The organism is Allohahella marinimesophila (assembly GCF_039538005.1).
GTDB classification, from domain to species: Bacteria; Pseudomonadota; Gammaproteobacteria; order Pseudomonadales; family Oleiphilaceae; genus Allohahella; species Allohahella marinimesophila.
The window spans coordinates 90,509-103,158 of the sequence record NZ_BAABBO010000021.1; the positions used below are offsets into that span (position 1 = coordinate 90,509).

Annotated in this window: 17 protein-coding genes; 8 read left to right on the forward strand and 9 right to left on the reverse strand. The window is 49.9% G+C overall.

Going from position 1 to position 12,650, the window contains the following annotated elements:
* Position 1 precedes the first annotated feature (1 nt).
* Positions 2 to 334 carry a hypothetical protein gene (locus ABD735_RS18835; RefSeq protein ID WP_344809389.1) on the forward strand — a complete coding sequence of 111 codons (333 nt, stop codon included), beginning with the start codon at positions 2 to 4 and terminating at the stop codon, positions 332 to 334.
* 38 nt (positions 335 to 372) lie between these two features.
* On the opposite strand, the gene ABD735_RS18840 is transcribed toward ABD735_RS18835, so the two are convergent.
* The 3 genes from ABD735_RS18840 to ABD735_RS18850 form a co-directional block, all read right to left on the reverse strand.
* Entirely contained in the window at positions 373 to 603 is a 231-nt protein-coding gene (locus ABD735_RS18840; protein ID WP_344809391.1) for a hypothetical protein, read from the reverse strand.
* 74 nt (positions 604 to 677) lie between these two features.
* Positions 678 to 821, reverse strand: coding sequence for a hypothetical protein (locus ABD735_RS18845; protein WP_344809393.1), 144 nt, complete (start codon positions 819 to 821; stop codon positions 678 to 680).
* Positions 822 to 905: 84 nt separating this feature from the next.
* Positions 906 to 1,271: a DUF6998 domain-containing protein gene (locus ABD735_RS18850; RefSeq protein ID WP_344809395.1), complete on the reverse strand. Its 366-nt coding sequence runs from the start codon at positions 1,269 to 1,271 to the stop codon at positions 906 to 908.
* A gap of 370 nt (positions 1,272 to 1,641) precedes the next feature.
* On the opposite strand from ABD735_RS18850, the gene ABD735_RS18855 reads away from it, so the two are divergent.
* Positions 1,642 to 3,804 (forward strand): GIY-YIG nuclease family protein, encoded by a 2,163-nt coding sequence (locus ABD735_RS18855; RefSeq protein ID WP_344809397.1) that lies wholly within the window; start codon positions 1,642 to 1,644, stop codon positions 3,802 to 3,804.
* Between the two features lie 61 nt (positions 3,805 to 3,865).
* Entirely contained in the window at positions 3,866 to 4,156 is a 291-nt protein-coding gene (locus tag ABD735_RS18860; protein WP_344809399.1) for a hypothetical protein, read from the forward strand.
* A gap of 198 nt (positions 4,157 to 4,354) precedes the next feature.
* Here the strand turns inward: ABD735_RS18860 and ABD735_RS18865 are convergent, their stop codons facing one another.
* Positions 4,355 to 4,516 (reverse strand): hypothetical protein, encoded by a 162-nt coding sequence (locus ABD735_RS18865; RefSeq protein WP_344809401.1) that lies wholly within the window; start codon positions 4,514 to 4,516, stop codon positions 4,355 to 4,357.
* 205 nt (positions 4,517 to 4,721) lie between these two features.
* Between ABD735_RS18865 and ABD735_RS18870 the strand changes: the two genes are divergently transcribed.
* The 3 genes from ABD735_RS18870 (at position 4,722) to ABD735_RS18880 (ending at position 6,804) form a co-directional block, all read left to right on the forward strand.
* Entirely contained in the window at positions 4,722 to 5,099 is a 378-nt protein-coding gene (locus tag ABD735_RS18870; RefSeq protein ID WP_344809403.1) for a hypothetical protein, read from the forward strand.
* Positions 5,100 to 6,038: 939 nt separating this feature from the next.
* Positions 6,039 to 6,335: a hypothetical protein gene (locus ABD735_RS18875; protein WP_344809405.1), complete on the forward strand. Its 297-nt coding sequence runs from the start codon at positions 6,039 to 6,041 to the stop codon at positions 6,333 to 6,335.
* Positions 6,336 to 6,468: 133 nt separating this feature from the next.
* On the forward strand, positions 6,469 to 6,804 hold the full coding sequence (locus tag ABD735_RS18880; RefSeq protein WP_344809407.1) for a single-stranded DNA-binding protein: 336 nt from the start codon (positions 6,469 to 6,471) through the stop codon (positions 6,802 to 6,804).
* A 56-nt stretch (positions 6,805 to 6,860) separates the two neighbouring features.
* Here the strand turns inward: ABD735_RS18880 and ABD735_RS18885 are convergent, their stop codons facing one another.
* The 5 genes from ABD735_RS18885 to ABD735_RS20215 all read right to left on the reverse strand — a co-directional run bounded on the left by ABD735_RS18885 (position 6,861) and on the right by ABD735_RS20215 (position 11,015).
* Entirely contained in the window at positions 6,861 to 7,073 is a 213-nt protein-coding gene (locus tag ABD735_RS18885; protein ID WP_344809409.1) for a hypothetical protein, read from the reverse strand.
* Between the two features lie 55 nt (positions 7,074 to 7,128).
* A complete protein-coding gene (locus ABD735_RS18890; RefSeq protein ID WP_344809411.1) occupies positions 7,129 to 8,184 on the reverse strand; it encodes a ribonuclease H1 domain-containing protein in 1,056 nt (351 codons plus the stop codon).
* Positions 8,185 to 8,855: 671 nt separating this feature from the next.
* Entirely contained in the window at positions 8,856 to 9,440 is a 585-nt protein-coding gene (locus tag ABD735_RS18895; RefSeq protein ID WP_344809413.1) for a hypothetical protein, read from the reverse strand.
* A gap of 820 nt (positions 9,441 to 10,260) precedes the next feature.
* Entirely contained in the window at positions 10,261 to 10,680 is a 420-nt protein-coding gene (locus tag ABD735_RS18900; RefSeq protein ID WP_344809415.1) for a hypothetical protein, read from the reverse strand.
* Between the two features lie 59 nt (positions 10,681 to 10,739).
* Positions 10,740 to 11,015, reverse strand: coding sequence for a transposase (locus ABD735_RS20215; protein ID WP_425548634.1), 276 nt, complete (start codon positions 11,013 to 11,015; stop codon positions 10,740 to 10,742).
* A gap of 169 nt (positions 11,016 to 11,184) precedes the next feature.
* Here ABD735_RS20215 and ABD735_RS18910 point away from each other — a divergent pair, with 169 nt between their 5' ends.
* Both ABD735_RS18910 and ABD735_RS18915 read left to right on the forward strand, forming a co-directional pair.
* Positions 11,185 to 11,541: a hypothetical protein gene (locus ABD735_RS18910; RefSeq protein WP_344809417.1), complete on the forward strand. Its 357-nt coding sequence runs from the start codon at positions 11,185 to 11,187 to the stop codon at positions 11,539 to 11,541.
* A gap of 203 nt (positions 11,542 to 11,744) precedes the next feature.
* The gene (locus tag ABD735_RS18915) at positions 11,745 to 12,377 is read left to right on the forward strand and encodes a DUF6088 family protein (protein ID WP_344809419.1); all 633 of its coding nucleotides are present in this window, start codon (positions 11,745 to 11,747) and stop codon (positions 12,375 to 12,377) included.
* The last annotated feature ends 273 nt before the right edge of the window (positions 12,378 to 12,650 follow it).

Below are 12,650 nucleotides of genomic sequence, written 5' to 3' on the forward strand. Positions count from 1 at the left end.
TATGAACCGTGCCGAAAAAGAAATGGCTAAAAAACATGCCGAGGAGCGGAAAGGTCTCTCCGAAGCGGAGTACCGACAGTTGGACCTGGCCGAAGCACTTGGGAGGAAAGTCCACTACGAAATGTTTCCGGAAGAGTACGACTTTAAGATGGACTCGATTTCAGATGCCAAGGACCGCCGCCGCGGCAAAAATCCCATGTCATCAGAATATACCGATAAGGTAAATGCCCGACGAAAAGAACTGGGCGTATCTCCGCTTGGCACAAACGGAATGCCCACCGACAACTCCAGCGAGGAAGCTGCCCGACAGGAAGCGCTTCGCCGGCTAGGGTAACCCAAGCGACCGAAGGGGGAAGGTCCGGACCTCCGAGCTTAGCGTTCGGCAGTGAATCTCTGCTCAAGATTCCCAGCACGGGCCTCGTATGAGTCGAATTCGATGACTTTCATCAACTGCATATCAGCGAGATCTCCTTCATCGAGCATGCCTGCGAAAGCGCTCTCATCGATAATGACGAAGAATCGCCCGTCGCAGTCAGCGGTATGCACCGAACCGCCTTCCAAGCTGCGGTAGAGTGTCCAGGGGCGATGTTCTTCAGGGGTCATACCGCTTTCCTTTGGGAGTGAGATTGCTGGTAAGAGCGTATAATTCGAACAGCGACACAGAGCATCCGCCTTCCTCAGCCATCGAGCAGAACTTTGATGATCTGGTTACCGAGCTGACGCGTGTTGTATGGATTGCCGTTGCTGTTTAGCGGCTGAATGCCTAGTTGCCTCGCACGGACTTGCAGGACCCGCCTGGTGGGACTGAGGAGCTGGCCCATTCGCTCCACTTCGATGGTGCCATTTTTCAACTCCCGGACGACTGCCCCTCATAGCCCACCTCCCGAATACTCTTGAGCTCGCTTCTAGGCCGGTCCTTCCCATACAAGCTTGCTGAACGGCAGGCTGCACCTGCCTTTTCCATCCACAGGCGTAAAAAGCGGTTCGGCCTCAGCGACTGAAGCATACAACAACATCTCTATCTGCATTTCATCGGTATTGATACGAAGGATAACAATGCGATCAGCGAGGTTGAGCGTATTTGGATTGAAGGATACATATCCGCCCGCCCCCATCGTCTCCGTGGTCTTGACGGAGATCCGATCACCTTCGCTACTGACCACCTCATAGCCATACCGATTCACTTCAGTAGCCATCTGGCCAATGGTGATCAACGCCGTGTAGAGTTCTCCGATCCGGCCGCAAAGATGTCGCAAGTCGGTTGACGGCACACCGTCACATGCTCAGCGACAAGCTTATAGCTTTAAGTGATCGAGCCAGAAGCTCCGCAATGCTCGCGAGCGTGCGATTAGCCCTTCATTTAAAATCTGCGGAAAAGCTACCATTTGTTATAAGCGCACTGTGTTAGGTGTATCGGTCTACACGGACCGCAGCACCCATCGCTAGCAGATCCAGCCAATTTGCCTGGCCGACGACAGGCGTAATATTATTATATTATTTAATTAAACGACTAAATAAATAATGAGCTAACAACTGTCATAAATATATTTACTATAATATGTATCGTTATTTATTACTTGATCTTCTTCTGTCTTTCATCCTAGAATCCACTGCAACTAAAATGGCAACAGGATGAAATAAATGCAAATGGATCTGCTGACACCGCAAACACCCGAAACGGCCCAGAATAAATTCGAGACGCCCCCTGCAGTGGCTGTCGGTATCACGGCTGAAGCTGTCGAAGAACTGGCATTTGAAATGATCAACAAGCAAGCCGGAGATATTGGGCTGGCGCTTGAGCAAAAATTGAAAGAGGGGAGCCCTGCCCACAAGCTTGTGACACCACAGGACGAGAGCATTTCACTTACACGTTTCTTAATTCCCAGCGTTGGAGAGTTACCAGTCTATCAATATCCAAAAATCGTCAAGAACTCGCGCTTAGCGCTTAGAAAACGCTCGGACTATTACCTGTACATTTTGTTTAAACCCGGAGTAGATGGAGGCTCACCCACCCCTTTTTATGTCGGGATCGGCCAGAATCGGCGTTTTGCTTATCATTATAGCGAGGCTGATAATCCGTCTTATCTAGAGGCCTGCTGTAACCTTTACAAATATAATACGATACAGAAGATCGGTAGAGATCGAGTTCTGATTCAACTTTTCAATCTCGACAAGGAAAAGGCCAAAGAGCTGGAAAAGCGCTTGATCAAGCACTGGGGGCGCAGAGCTTTCGACCCAGAACGAGGGCTGCTTACAAACCTCACGAGCGGTGGCGAAGGCGTTTCTGGTATCCCCATGCCGCCTCACGTTCTGAAAAAGCTATCAGAAGCGGCGCGAACGCGGATAAAGTTCAATGGCAAAATTTACGATGCCATCAAATCGGCTTTTGAGGCCCACTCAGCTGATGAACTGGCAGCCATTTTCTCACAGGCTTTGGGGCGTGTATTGTCTTCATCACAGACCCGGTGTTCGAGCTACGCCGGTGTCAAGCAGCTCTTTCACTCTTGGAAAAAATTTGGAGCGTTTCCGGAAGGCTTCAATTACGTAGACGAAGACGGCGCTGATCTGTACCAGGAGGCAACTGTCGAGGTTTTAAATCGCATAAAACGTTCGAATATTGAGGCTGGAACCCGTCAAGCATGGAAAACGAAATACCCCTTTGACAAATATCGCACCCCCTGGGGGAATTATCCGACGCTTCGTGCAGCTGCCGAAGACAGCAATATTTCGACAGAAAATTTAGTTCGAAAATTTAACCTGATGGATGAAAGGGATCATTTTGATCCCGGTTTCAATAAATTGGATGAAGCCGGTGCACCACTCTTTAAAGAGCAGATTGCTACTCTTCAAGAGGACGGACGGCTTCGCTCCGCCAAATGGTTGGTCAAGACAGTCAGTAAGCCTATGCTAGTCGATGGACAGTTGGTCGGCTCGAGGCGGGAAGCATGGCATCTTTACCCATACTTATCTTGCAGTTACGAAAGTTTTTGCCAGTATATTGAACGTTACAAAACCAAAGGTCTGTTCCCTGAGGGGTTGAACGTTTCCGAAGCGGAAGGCGGACCGTATCCAGAATTTGATCGAACGTTCTTGGCCTCCCCTTTATCACACACTTATGTCAAAGTTTGCGGGAGACTATACCCATCCCTGCAGGCCGCCAGTGTGAGCTTGGGTATGCCTAATCAAAATTCGCTATGGACGATATTCAAGGCTTTCAAAGAGCGATACGAAGCAGGAATACCCTTTCCGAAAGGTTTTAACAGCTATCAAACTATCGGTGACAAGCCCCATTATGAGGAACAGAACCGGGTCTGCAAATACACCCCAAAGTCCGGCATATTGTACGAACACCGGTTCTATAAAACGTCGGCAGAGGCCTCTAGAGCCTCAGGGAAACGAAGTAAAACAGTGGCAACTTATATCAACAAGCGAAGGCGGCTATTTTTTGAAAAAGGCATCGCTATGGATGCAGGGATGAACGTTTGTGGTCTGGACGGCAAGCTGTTGTACCCAATAGAAGTAGGTGTTTTGGCGACTTCAATATTGACCACGACCGGACGGCCAATTCTCAGCAATGCTGCAAAAACGATATACGTCAGTTGCAATGGTCGCTGGAAAGCATTCACCCCCATTGCCCAGGCCTGGCGTGAAGTGCAGTGGATTGCAGATCAGTACAAGTCTCCGGATTCTTTCCGCAGTTCCATTCGTTCGCAGCTTCTCGATGGCAAGCTCGATCCACGTGTTCGTTTTGATATGGAGCAGACTCGAAAATTGGCAGGTAGCAAAGAATTATTGTGCAGGTAACTCAGTCTCCTCCGTCTCTGATAAAAGGAAATTCTAAACGAGAAAAACTGGAACAAGAGCCATGGCGGAAGACACGAGCACAGGAGAAATTGAGATCGGCGATGATTGGGATATCACTCTCCCAGATGGTCTTGTCGAAGTGCTGGGCGTTGAGGGCGGCGATAAGATCGAGTGGACGCTCAACGAGCTCTTGCAAGTCAGCATACGCCCGGCACGATGCCCTATTCGCCTGCATCTCGACCCGCACGTCGTCGGGATTCTGGTTGAGCAAGCTGCTGAGAAGTATCCAGAACATAGGTTGGATTGCGCTGTGGCTCGCCTGATTGAAGACAAGTGCAAGTTTAATTTCTAACCAGAGAGGCACGACGCATGAGCATGAAGGTGTCAATTACGTCAGGTGATGACTTTCACTTTTACCATGAAGAACTTTTCGATCCGCAGCCTAAATCTGTGTTCATCGAGCTGAGGAATCCGGCTTCTCTCAAGGTTGACCGAGACACGTATAACGGCGTGGTAACTGAGTATGTGTGGGTCGAGATGCCAGCCGAGGTCATGGATCAGATCGCGAAGGATTGGCTTCAAATGAGAGGGCTTGGTTAGCGTCCGCTTCAAGCTCAGCAATGAATGACTCGTAACCGGAGTCGGATTTTCCGCTCTGCTCGCCCTCGGCAAGCATGATCTTGAGCAGCTCAATCCCGGTTAGGTTGTCCATTTGCTTTATCTCCAGCCACCATGATTATAATATTTTGAAGCTGGTTCAGGCGGCCGTCAATTTTGATGATTTGGCTTCAAACTTTTGGCTTCCTAAATCGTCATGGTAGCCTGCCCTCAGTCCCCTGGAACATAGGACACCTCAGGTCTTCTTTCATTGTCTTCAGTTTTTCAAATGATCTAACCTGACAGAAGAAGAGAGCAGAATGGATAGAATTACTGCACAGCACGAATCTGAAGTCATCATCAAAGCCATTATCAAGCTCTCTGAAAAGTGGTCTCTCAGCGACGAAGAAGCAGCTGGTCTTCTCAACGTCACTTCTGAAAGCTTGGCTCTGATGCGAACTGGGGAATTCGAGGGCATGCTTAATGAAGAGCAGACCGCAAGAGCAAGTCTGCTGATCGGCATCTATGAGAGGTTGCGCCTTTTGTTTAGTGGCCCCCTCACCTATGGTTGGCCCAAAATGGCCAATGCAGGTGCGGGGTATCATGGACAGAGCCCGGTAGCCATTATGCTGGGAGGTGGTATCCCGGCGATCATGCGAATAAGTGACCATATCGAGGCCATGCGCCATGGCCATTAAAAATCATTACCGTCACGATTAAACTGATCGTGGTGGTGACCCAGACAAACATCGGCATACGGGGCCGTTCGATCACACACGCTTCACTGATCAATTGAATTTCGGACTGTATTTCCCTGCAATGTACTCTTCGAACTCTTTGCGCCCAATCTTGAGCGCCTTAGCGCAAATCTGCAGTTCAAGCATCTTGTTGTGAACAAGCTCTTCAATGTGCGACAGGTGTTTTAACTTTGCAGAAGCCTTCTCATACGTCTCTATATGAGAGACGCATGAGTTTCTCCGACTCCCTGCTTTTTAAGCATGGGCTGTACGATAAACTGAAAGATATTGCCGTCTGGATTCGAAGTGGAGAGCTCTAGCCGAGCTCTGTCGGTTGCGCGGTGGATGCCATTTACACTTACAAGGATACGATAAATGCGTCGGCAAGATGGCCAAGCTTTGCTCTCGATCGATGTCGGTCAGTAGCTTCAGCCTGGCTGCACCCTGAAAATATGACCCGATCGGATCGATCCGGCGAGTAAGCAGTGAGTACGCATGAACCACCATAATCTACCAAGCCCGCGGCGATCGTTTGAGTATTGGCCATTCAACAGCGGATACTGTATCGAGCACCTCGACATAGCCAGCGATGGGCGCTCGCTGGAGTATATCCAGGAGTGGGTTGCACCCGGTGTAGAGACCTTTGCTGTTGACTATCATAATGGCATTAGTACGACTAGAAATAGGACGCTGCCATCGAAAATAGCCACGTCATTGAGCGCCGTTCCTGAAAGAGTTCTCCGTAGAAACGCATCAAACAGCGGCGTACGAGATTTGATCGTCGACGTGTCGAGAGCCCATCTCTGCCTACCGCAATCGCAGGTGGATTTACCGCCCGCCAGTTGCTTGTACTCACTATTGCCAAAGGAACTGTCGGCTGATTCGTTCGATGTGCATGTGATGTATCAGATTAGCTTCGGGCTCACAAACAGATTGGCCAATTGGCGGCGGGATTTCTATGCACTACAGGCGCAAAACGCCCTGACTGCGGTCAACAGGTTTCAGCTTGATCATGGCTTTGCGCTTGTTTCCAATTCCGATGAGCAGGCTTCAATCGGCCGGCAGTTGGAGGCCGCACTACTCGATCATGAGCGGGTTCGTCAGCGTGGCAGAGCGAGATGCGCCGGAGATGGTCTCAAGTGGCTGTCTCTACATTCGGCAGTTGGCGCTGTCGACCGCCAGACACTTCGGTTGTAGCCTGCTGACAATGTCTAGTTGTGCTTACCGCGAGGTCATGTAATGTACTTAGGGCTCCATTTCTTTGCCTCTTACTCGATATCGAGGGTATTTAGTCATACTGTCCTTGAATATTAAAACGAGGAGATTGTCGATGTTTCGCTACGGGAATAAATTAGAGCTGTTCGGACGGCTGAATAATCAGCCCAAACTCTCAGATAGAAATGGCACCCCCATCATAGAGCTATCAATAATCACTGTAGAACGGCGTAAAACGAGCGCCGGATTGCAGCATGTTGAAGAAGTCACGCGCGTAAGAGCCCACGGCCACAAAGCAGAAGAACTTGCCAAGGACGAGTTGCGCGAAGGTGATTTTATTCATGTATACGGACCCAAACTTACCAAGGCACTTGAAGGTCAGGATATAGAGGCAGCCAAACCGTACATGCGGCTTGAAGGGTATACCTTATTGGTAGGACCGAGAGACTGATGCAATCGCGTATAACATCTGTCGCGGATCAGCTGTTGTAACGCACATGCGGAAGATCACATGCGTTCACCATGCTCAAAATCGCCAAAGATACTGTACTGCCCTAAGGTCGAATGCGCCGCCCGCTTGAGCAACCCGCCAGCAATTGATGCTTCAGTAACATGGGACGCCACGTTAACGACACAAACGCAGTTTTTTGAATCGAAGAAAACTGAATCAATGAGGGCTGAGACTCCAGCGATTCTGGCTGCCTCGACGAAATTTTCCATTTCGTTCAACTCTGATGCTACACCGTAGCGACTCTCGATGTAGACCTGCTCATCGTCATCCGGGCGGGATCTGTACTCTTAAAGGTTCGGTATATTCGGATTCATGTGAGTCTTTCACGACAATCCCTCTATTCGTCTCTTTTTTCGCTGTCGGTTTCTCCTTTGCCATCTTTTCCCGGAGTTCCTTTCTTATTTTCTTCAACTCGACCTTGTCATCTTCCAGAGCGCCTTCTCTACCCTCTAACGGAATGATCTGTTCCTCGACAGCCATTTTGCCGAGGATGTCGGCTAGCTTACGGCCTGTAATATTAGCCTTGGTAGGGGCCTTTCGGAGTTCTGCTGTATCGCTCAAATTCCGCCATCTTGCCCATGCTTCATCGGTCATTCCGTAGTACTCGTTCATATAATCGGACCACGGTCTTTGTGCTGTCATTGCTATATTTTCAAACGCCCACGGAGAGTCTGTGACCAGCATTGTCCGCATCCCTTCCCGCAGATAAACTTCTGCAAGCTCAACGGCAGTTTTGAAAGCTTTGATAATGCCGTGATTTACACACGTACCTCCAATCTCGAACCAACCATATTTTAAATGAGTCAGAGATCCATATTCGTAGATGGCAAGTCCCACACCGTTCCTGCTAGGGTTCGCCTGGTGACTTCCATCAAAATAAATAACAGCGTCAAAATCTTCATAGTTGAGATTTGCCTTCTCGATTTGCATGTCTGCATGTAACTTACGCTGTTCTCTTCGCTCGGGAGACCACCATTTTCCATCCATGGTCTCAAAAGCGTGAAGTGCTTCTTCATACGAGTCGAAACGTTTACAGCTAGCGCCTTTGACACTGCGGACTGCTTTCTCAGCCTCTTCCCAAATATCATACAACCCTGAAGGGTTGCCGTTCCAGACGACGTAGGTCACGTATGCATCTCCACTACAAGTTTTGAAGTATTGGTCATCAAAATGTTTATCGTTGTAGCGAGATGGCCTCGAATCGCCAATTCCGGGTTCGGTGGATCTGGCCAGTATGGAGAAAGAGCCATCGTCCACTGGAACGATCTCAGTAAGTGCACGGTCCTGCAATAGCTCCCACTTTGCGGCGAAAGCCTTCAATCTCAGGCCGCGAGCTTTTGCTGCACGAATGAGAGTGGTGCTGTCACATGGACTTTTAAATATGCCAACTGATATGGCAATTGGTCTAAATCAGCGGCTATTTTGTAACAACGAGCTAGCAAACAAGGGTAAACAACTCCGGAATCTATTACCTTGTCTCTCTGGCAATCCAAGAGCGCACCCCCGACGACAAACTAAGTGGCTACAGCCGAAGGGCAGGCGTAGCATCCGATTAATCTCCAGCAAGGTATATCGAACTAGACGTCTTGCCAAGATTGCACGGAGGAAATTTGACATTCTATTACAATCGCCAGAACCAAATCCTCTCAACCAATAAGCGCAAGTGACAAACGGGGTCAAGTTTCCGAACTGCTTCGAGTTTCGAGTTTCGAGTTTCGAGTTTCGAGTTTCGAGTTTCGAGAAACGCTAATCTGCCTGTTAGATCTTACTGACGGGAGATAGCAGCGGGTTCTACCCGTTACTACCGAAAATGCCCTTTTCTGATTGGAGTAGGGAGGGAAGCAGGAAACCGCCGCTTCGTGCGCAGTGTACTGCCAATTAAAACAGTCACTGCTTGACGAGGCTGAACGACCGATGATTCAGTAGGCGCACGACGCAGGTGCTGAAGCTGAAATGTGAAGATCTGGAGCGCTGCGCGCGGATATTGGTTCTCACAGAAACCGGATGATGTGCTTGATTGTTTCGATATCTTGACCCACTTCCAGTCGCTCTACCGGTGACCATTTTCTCCCGTCCTCATCTTCGAGCTCGCTGTTAGGCGTCGTAAAGAAGTCGTGCACTGCAAGCGGATGGAGAGCCCTGTTCAGAAACGGAAGTACTTCATCGATATGACGCACAAGTCTGCATTCATGAAACTGCCAAGCCGGGAATCGGTGGCGCTGCTTGAGCTTTATTGAATACAATGTTTTGTCGAGACTACGCTGTCTGATTCGCGAGATCGACAGGCCAAGCATCTTCGCGACCTGATCGCTCGACAGGGCACACTCAACCATTACCGCATATTCGACGGCCATTTCACGGTGCATCTTCTCAAGCCCACGGGGATCGATGCCATCCACGCCATGTGCGCCTACACTGCGAAAGAAAATCTTATCGTCCTCGCTAAGTCCAACCCTCTTGTTGCCATTCTGGCTCTCCCGAACATCCCTCAGATATTCTGCTGCAGATGAAACAAGGCGCTCAACGCTCAAGCCGTACTTACTGAGTAATTTGATGTCCTCGTTTCTTGCAACCATGCTGACGACCTCTGTTGATCAAAGCTCTAGTTTACAAGAGCGCGTTCAATGCGGCATCCATCCAGCGAAAATCCTGCAGAGGTGAGGAGCCAGCATGCGCCAAAATGCTCCAGATTAAGTTCTATGGGCGACAAACCAAACTCTATCGTTCTGGAGACTTGGTTGATCTGCCGCTTTGATAAGAACGGCTCTGCGAATATCTTGAACATCTGACAGCACAGCAAATTTACCGTACACAAAAGGCCGATACGAACTAATAGCTGGCTCTGATTTCGGGATGGTTACAGCTGGACTAGCCGTCAAAGATGTCTGCCGTGAATGACCTACCCCTACTTTAGTGCCACGCCTTCGAATCAGCCTTAGATCCATTACCCGTGATAAACCGATGTGAGAGTCAGCTGCGTCAGCCCTACCTTTGTATCGAAAAAGGTCCTGACACCGTTTACAGCGATGCAAGCGGTCAGTCACCAAAGATTACCGAACGGGGGTGCGGAATAATAGTGGGTCGGTTTATCGGCGCTTACCATCAATGCACGGCCTGCATCCTGCAGTAGCACTTTTTGAAAGAGTGAAGGATGCCTTGCCGCAAGTGCCTGCCACTCATGTTGAAGAAAATTCTTCAGACTGCCGCGATGAATCTGGGGGTACGAACTGAAGGAGCGTTGGTTTTACGGACGCGCATCAGGTTGAAAAACGAGAGGCATATCAGCGATCTTTCGTCACCGATTGCGCTGGTTCTGCCAACTTGCTAGGTCTCGAGAACAATTCGGATTTATCAGACGTTCTCTACCCCAGGTCCGTCTCAAGCATAGTGAGAGGTTCAGGAATACCGAACCATAAGACCATTAAAACTAGCCAGAAGGGTCATTGTATACAGGGCGGCAGTTACACCACCGAAGCCGACCATTGTCAGCACAGCACGCTCCAGTTGGGCGGTACGGGATGACACGCTGGAGAGATGACTCGCGAATGGGGTAATCACAAAGCCAAGTGCTCGGCGAACTAATTTCGAAGACTTCGTTGGATCGAACAGGACTCTGGATACCACAAATGCAGCGACTATGGATATAAGCCACGTTATGTTCGGATCAAGGGAGGTGCCTGCGACCATGCCTACCAGATAGGCTACTGGATAGAGCATGACTGCATAGGCGAGGATCTGAAGGAGGAGTACGGAAATTTTTTCTTCAAATTGTTCGACGCTGGCTGAAGCTTCTGCGCTCGGCGAAATAGTGTTCATCCTTGATACCTGCCTGAAGTTCCAGTCAGTGGAAATGTGATGATAACTATTCTGCGTATTCAATGCTGCGACGTGCAGCCCAGGAAATTGCTTCGCAACGCAAAAATCTCTGAAACTACTGGATGCCAGGTTGCCGCTGGCTTGGGCCCTCGCTTGCAAGAAACGAGGCGCTGGGCCTGCTCTCGAATCCCCTTCTTCCATTGGCTGACCTGAACCGGATGCACTTCGCACTCCTGCGCAATCTCGTTGATCGTCTTCACCCGTCGAAGGGCCTTAAGGCCGACCTTCGCTTTCAGTTCCGGGCTGTGTGCTCGGCGCGATTTCGTTCCACTCATGGATATTCTCCTGCTCCGCGCCCTGGCTTAAGCCATCTCACCAGTAACTTGAGACTCAGTCTCACTGAGCGCTGGGACTTACACTTCTCTGTGATTTTGCGATACCATAGTGTTTCACTATCGCCGCATACCAAAACATTAGTTTTTACCATATTAAAAAGGCGATGATATGACCCTAGGCGTCTATAAGTTCGAGATTAAGCAGCTGTCATTGCAGCTCGACCCAGCTGACGAGCCAATTAACTGTGTAGCATCCTGCATTGCTCGACCAGACAACGTTGACTTTCAAGAGGTTTGGATGAAGATCTGGCATGAGACGGACGAGCACTGCGAGGAAAGGCGAAGGGTTGCGGCCGTGTCTGGACAAACTCTCATCGTCGATCTACCCCTAGACGAAGATTTAATTTCTGAACTGATAGATGCAGCTGACAAGATCAAGTCCGGACAAGTACACGCAGAGCTAAAGCTGTTAGTTGAGTCTGATAGTTCAGTCTTCGACCAGTTTTCGACTATCGAGACTCTCTAAAACTCTTTATCTAGAGCGCCCATGATCGCGCGCACTTTCTCTTCGGTGACGACTTTGACTTCGCCCGAATGCTCGACTTGCACCGCCATGCTCGCCGGTGACCTCTCGCGTGTGAGCCTCTTGCCAACCGGCCTAAGTCTTGAGATGAAGCATTATTGCGGTGCGATCACCGGCATGTATCAGAGCTGAAAGGCTTCCTAACTATGTCTACGTCTGAAAAGATAGCAAGCAGGCTGAAGCGCATGAAACGCGGCGCACCGATCTTGATCGAGCAGTTCCGCGACTTGGGCTCACTCACCTCAGTGCAAAAAGCCCTAAGCCGACTAGCCCAAGAAGGTGTTGTCGAACGGGTCTACCGGGGGATCTATGCCCGCCCAGCGTTTGTGGCCGGCATGTCGTCGATCAAGGTCGCTGCAAGTGCTCAGCAGATAGCGAAAAAGTGGGCGCAGAGGTATGGCTACACGATCGTGAGCCAAGGTGCCGAGTCAGCTTACAGGCTTGGATTTCAGACCCAGGCGCCAATGAAAATCGTGCTGTGGAGTGACGGCGCTGACAAGACATTCGCTGTGGGCAATCAAGTCGTCGAAGTAAGAAATGTTGCTGAGTCCCAGCTGAGGTGGAAATCACGACCCGCAGGTAAGTTCTATCGAGCCATCAGTGTCACTCCTGCAAACTCGGTAAAGCTCAACGCACTCAAAGATGCCCTGCTCTCTAGGCTGAACCTGGACGAAACGCAGAGCCTTGACGTCATCAGGAAGCTCAAGTCGGTCCCGCTCCCCGAAGGCTGGCACGCGAAGCTAGAGCGGTTGGAAAGCGATTTAAGGAGAGCTGTCTAACAAATCCTCATCGCTAATCTGGTCATCGATCTTCATCCCCTTGAGAAGTCCCTTAGCTGCATCTTTTCGCTTAGCGACGATTGATATAACGCCCCGCCTACTCACGAAGCTCTCGTACTCGTCTCCCGGCCGAATACCAGCTATTGCGCACTGATCAACCGGCAGTGTCACTTGTCTTTTTTTGCTCACAATTGGCATACAGCCACCCTCACCTATCCAAACTCGTAGCTTACGCCAAGCCAGCTCGTCGGGCTATTTTGTGAGCAATGAAAA

Excerpts from the sequence above, each read along its gene's own strand:
- ABD735_RS18835 (WP_344809389.1), top strand. The coding sequence starts at position 2 with ATGAACCGTGCCGAAAAAGAAATGGCTAAAAAACATGCCGAGGAGCGG.
- ABD735_RS18840 (WP_344809391.1), bottom strand. The coding sequence starts at position 603 with ATGACCCCTGAAGAACATCGCCCCTGGACACTCTACCGCAGCTTGGAA.
- ABD735_RS18845 (WP_344809393.1), bottom strand. The coding sequence starts at position 821 with ATGGGCCAGCTCCTCAGTCCCACCAGGCGGGTCCTGCAAGTCCGTGCG.
- ABD735_RS18855 (WP_344809397.1), top strand. The coding sequence starts at position 1,642 with ATGCAAATGGATCTGCTGACACCGCAAACACCCGAAACGGCCCAGAAT.
- ABD735_RS18860 (WP_344809399.1), top strand. The coding sequence starts at position 3,866 with ATGGCGGAAGACACGAGCACAGGAGAAATTGAGATCGGCGATGATTGG.
- ABD735_RS18865 (WP_344809401.1), bottom strand. The coding sequence starts at position 4,516 with ATGGACAACCTAACCGGGATTGAGCTGCTCAAGATCATGCTTGCCGAG.
- ABD735_RS18870 (WP_344809403.1), top strand. The coding sequence starts at position 4,722 with ATGGATAGAATTACTGCACAGCACGAATCTGAAGTCATCATCAAAGCC.
- ABD735_RS18875 (WP_344809405.1), top strand. The coding sequence starts at position 6,039 with ATGTATCAGATTAGCTTCGGGCTCACAAACAGATTGGCCAATTGGCGG.
- ABD735_RS18880 (WP_344809407.1), top strand. The coding sequence starts at position 6,469 with ATGTTTCGCTACGGGAATAAATTAGAGCTGTTCGGACGGCTGAATAAT.
- ABD735_RS18885 (WP_344809409.1), bottom strand. The coding sequence starts at position 7,073 with ATGGAAAATTTCGTCGAGGCAGCCAGAATCGCTGGAGTCTCAGCCCTC.
- ABD735_RS18895 (WP_344809413.1), bottom strand. The coding sequence starts at position 9,440 with ATGGTTGCAAGAAACGAGGACATCAAATTACTCAGTAAGTACGGCTTG.
- ABD735_RS18900 (WP_344809415.1), bottom strand. The coding sequence starts at position 10,680 with ATGAACACTATTTCGCCGAGCGCAGAAGCTTCAGCCAGCGTCGAACAA.
- ABD735_RS20215 (WP_425548634.1), bottom strand. The coding sequence starts at position 11,015 with ATGAGTGGAACGAAATCGCGCCGAGCACACAGCCCGGAACTGAAAGCG.
- ABD735_RS18910 (WP_344809417.1), top strand. The coding sequence starts at position 11,185 with ATGACCCTAGGCGTCTATAAGTTCGAGATTAAGCAGCTGTCATTGCAG.
- ABD735_RS18915 (WP_344809419.1), top strand. The coding sequence starts at position 11,745 with ATGTCTACGTCTGAAAAGATAGCAAGCAGGCTGAAGCGCATGAAACGC.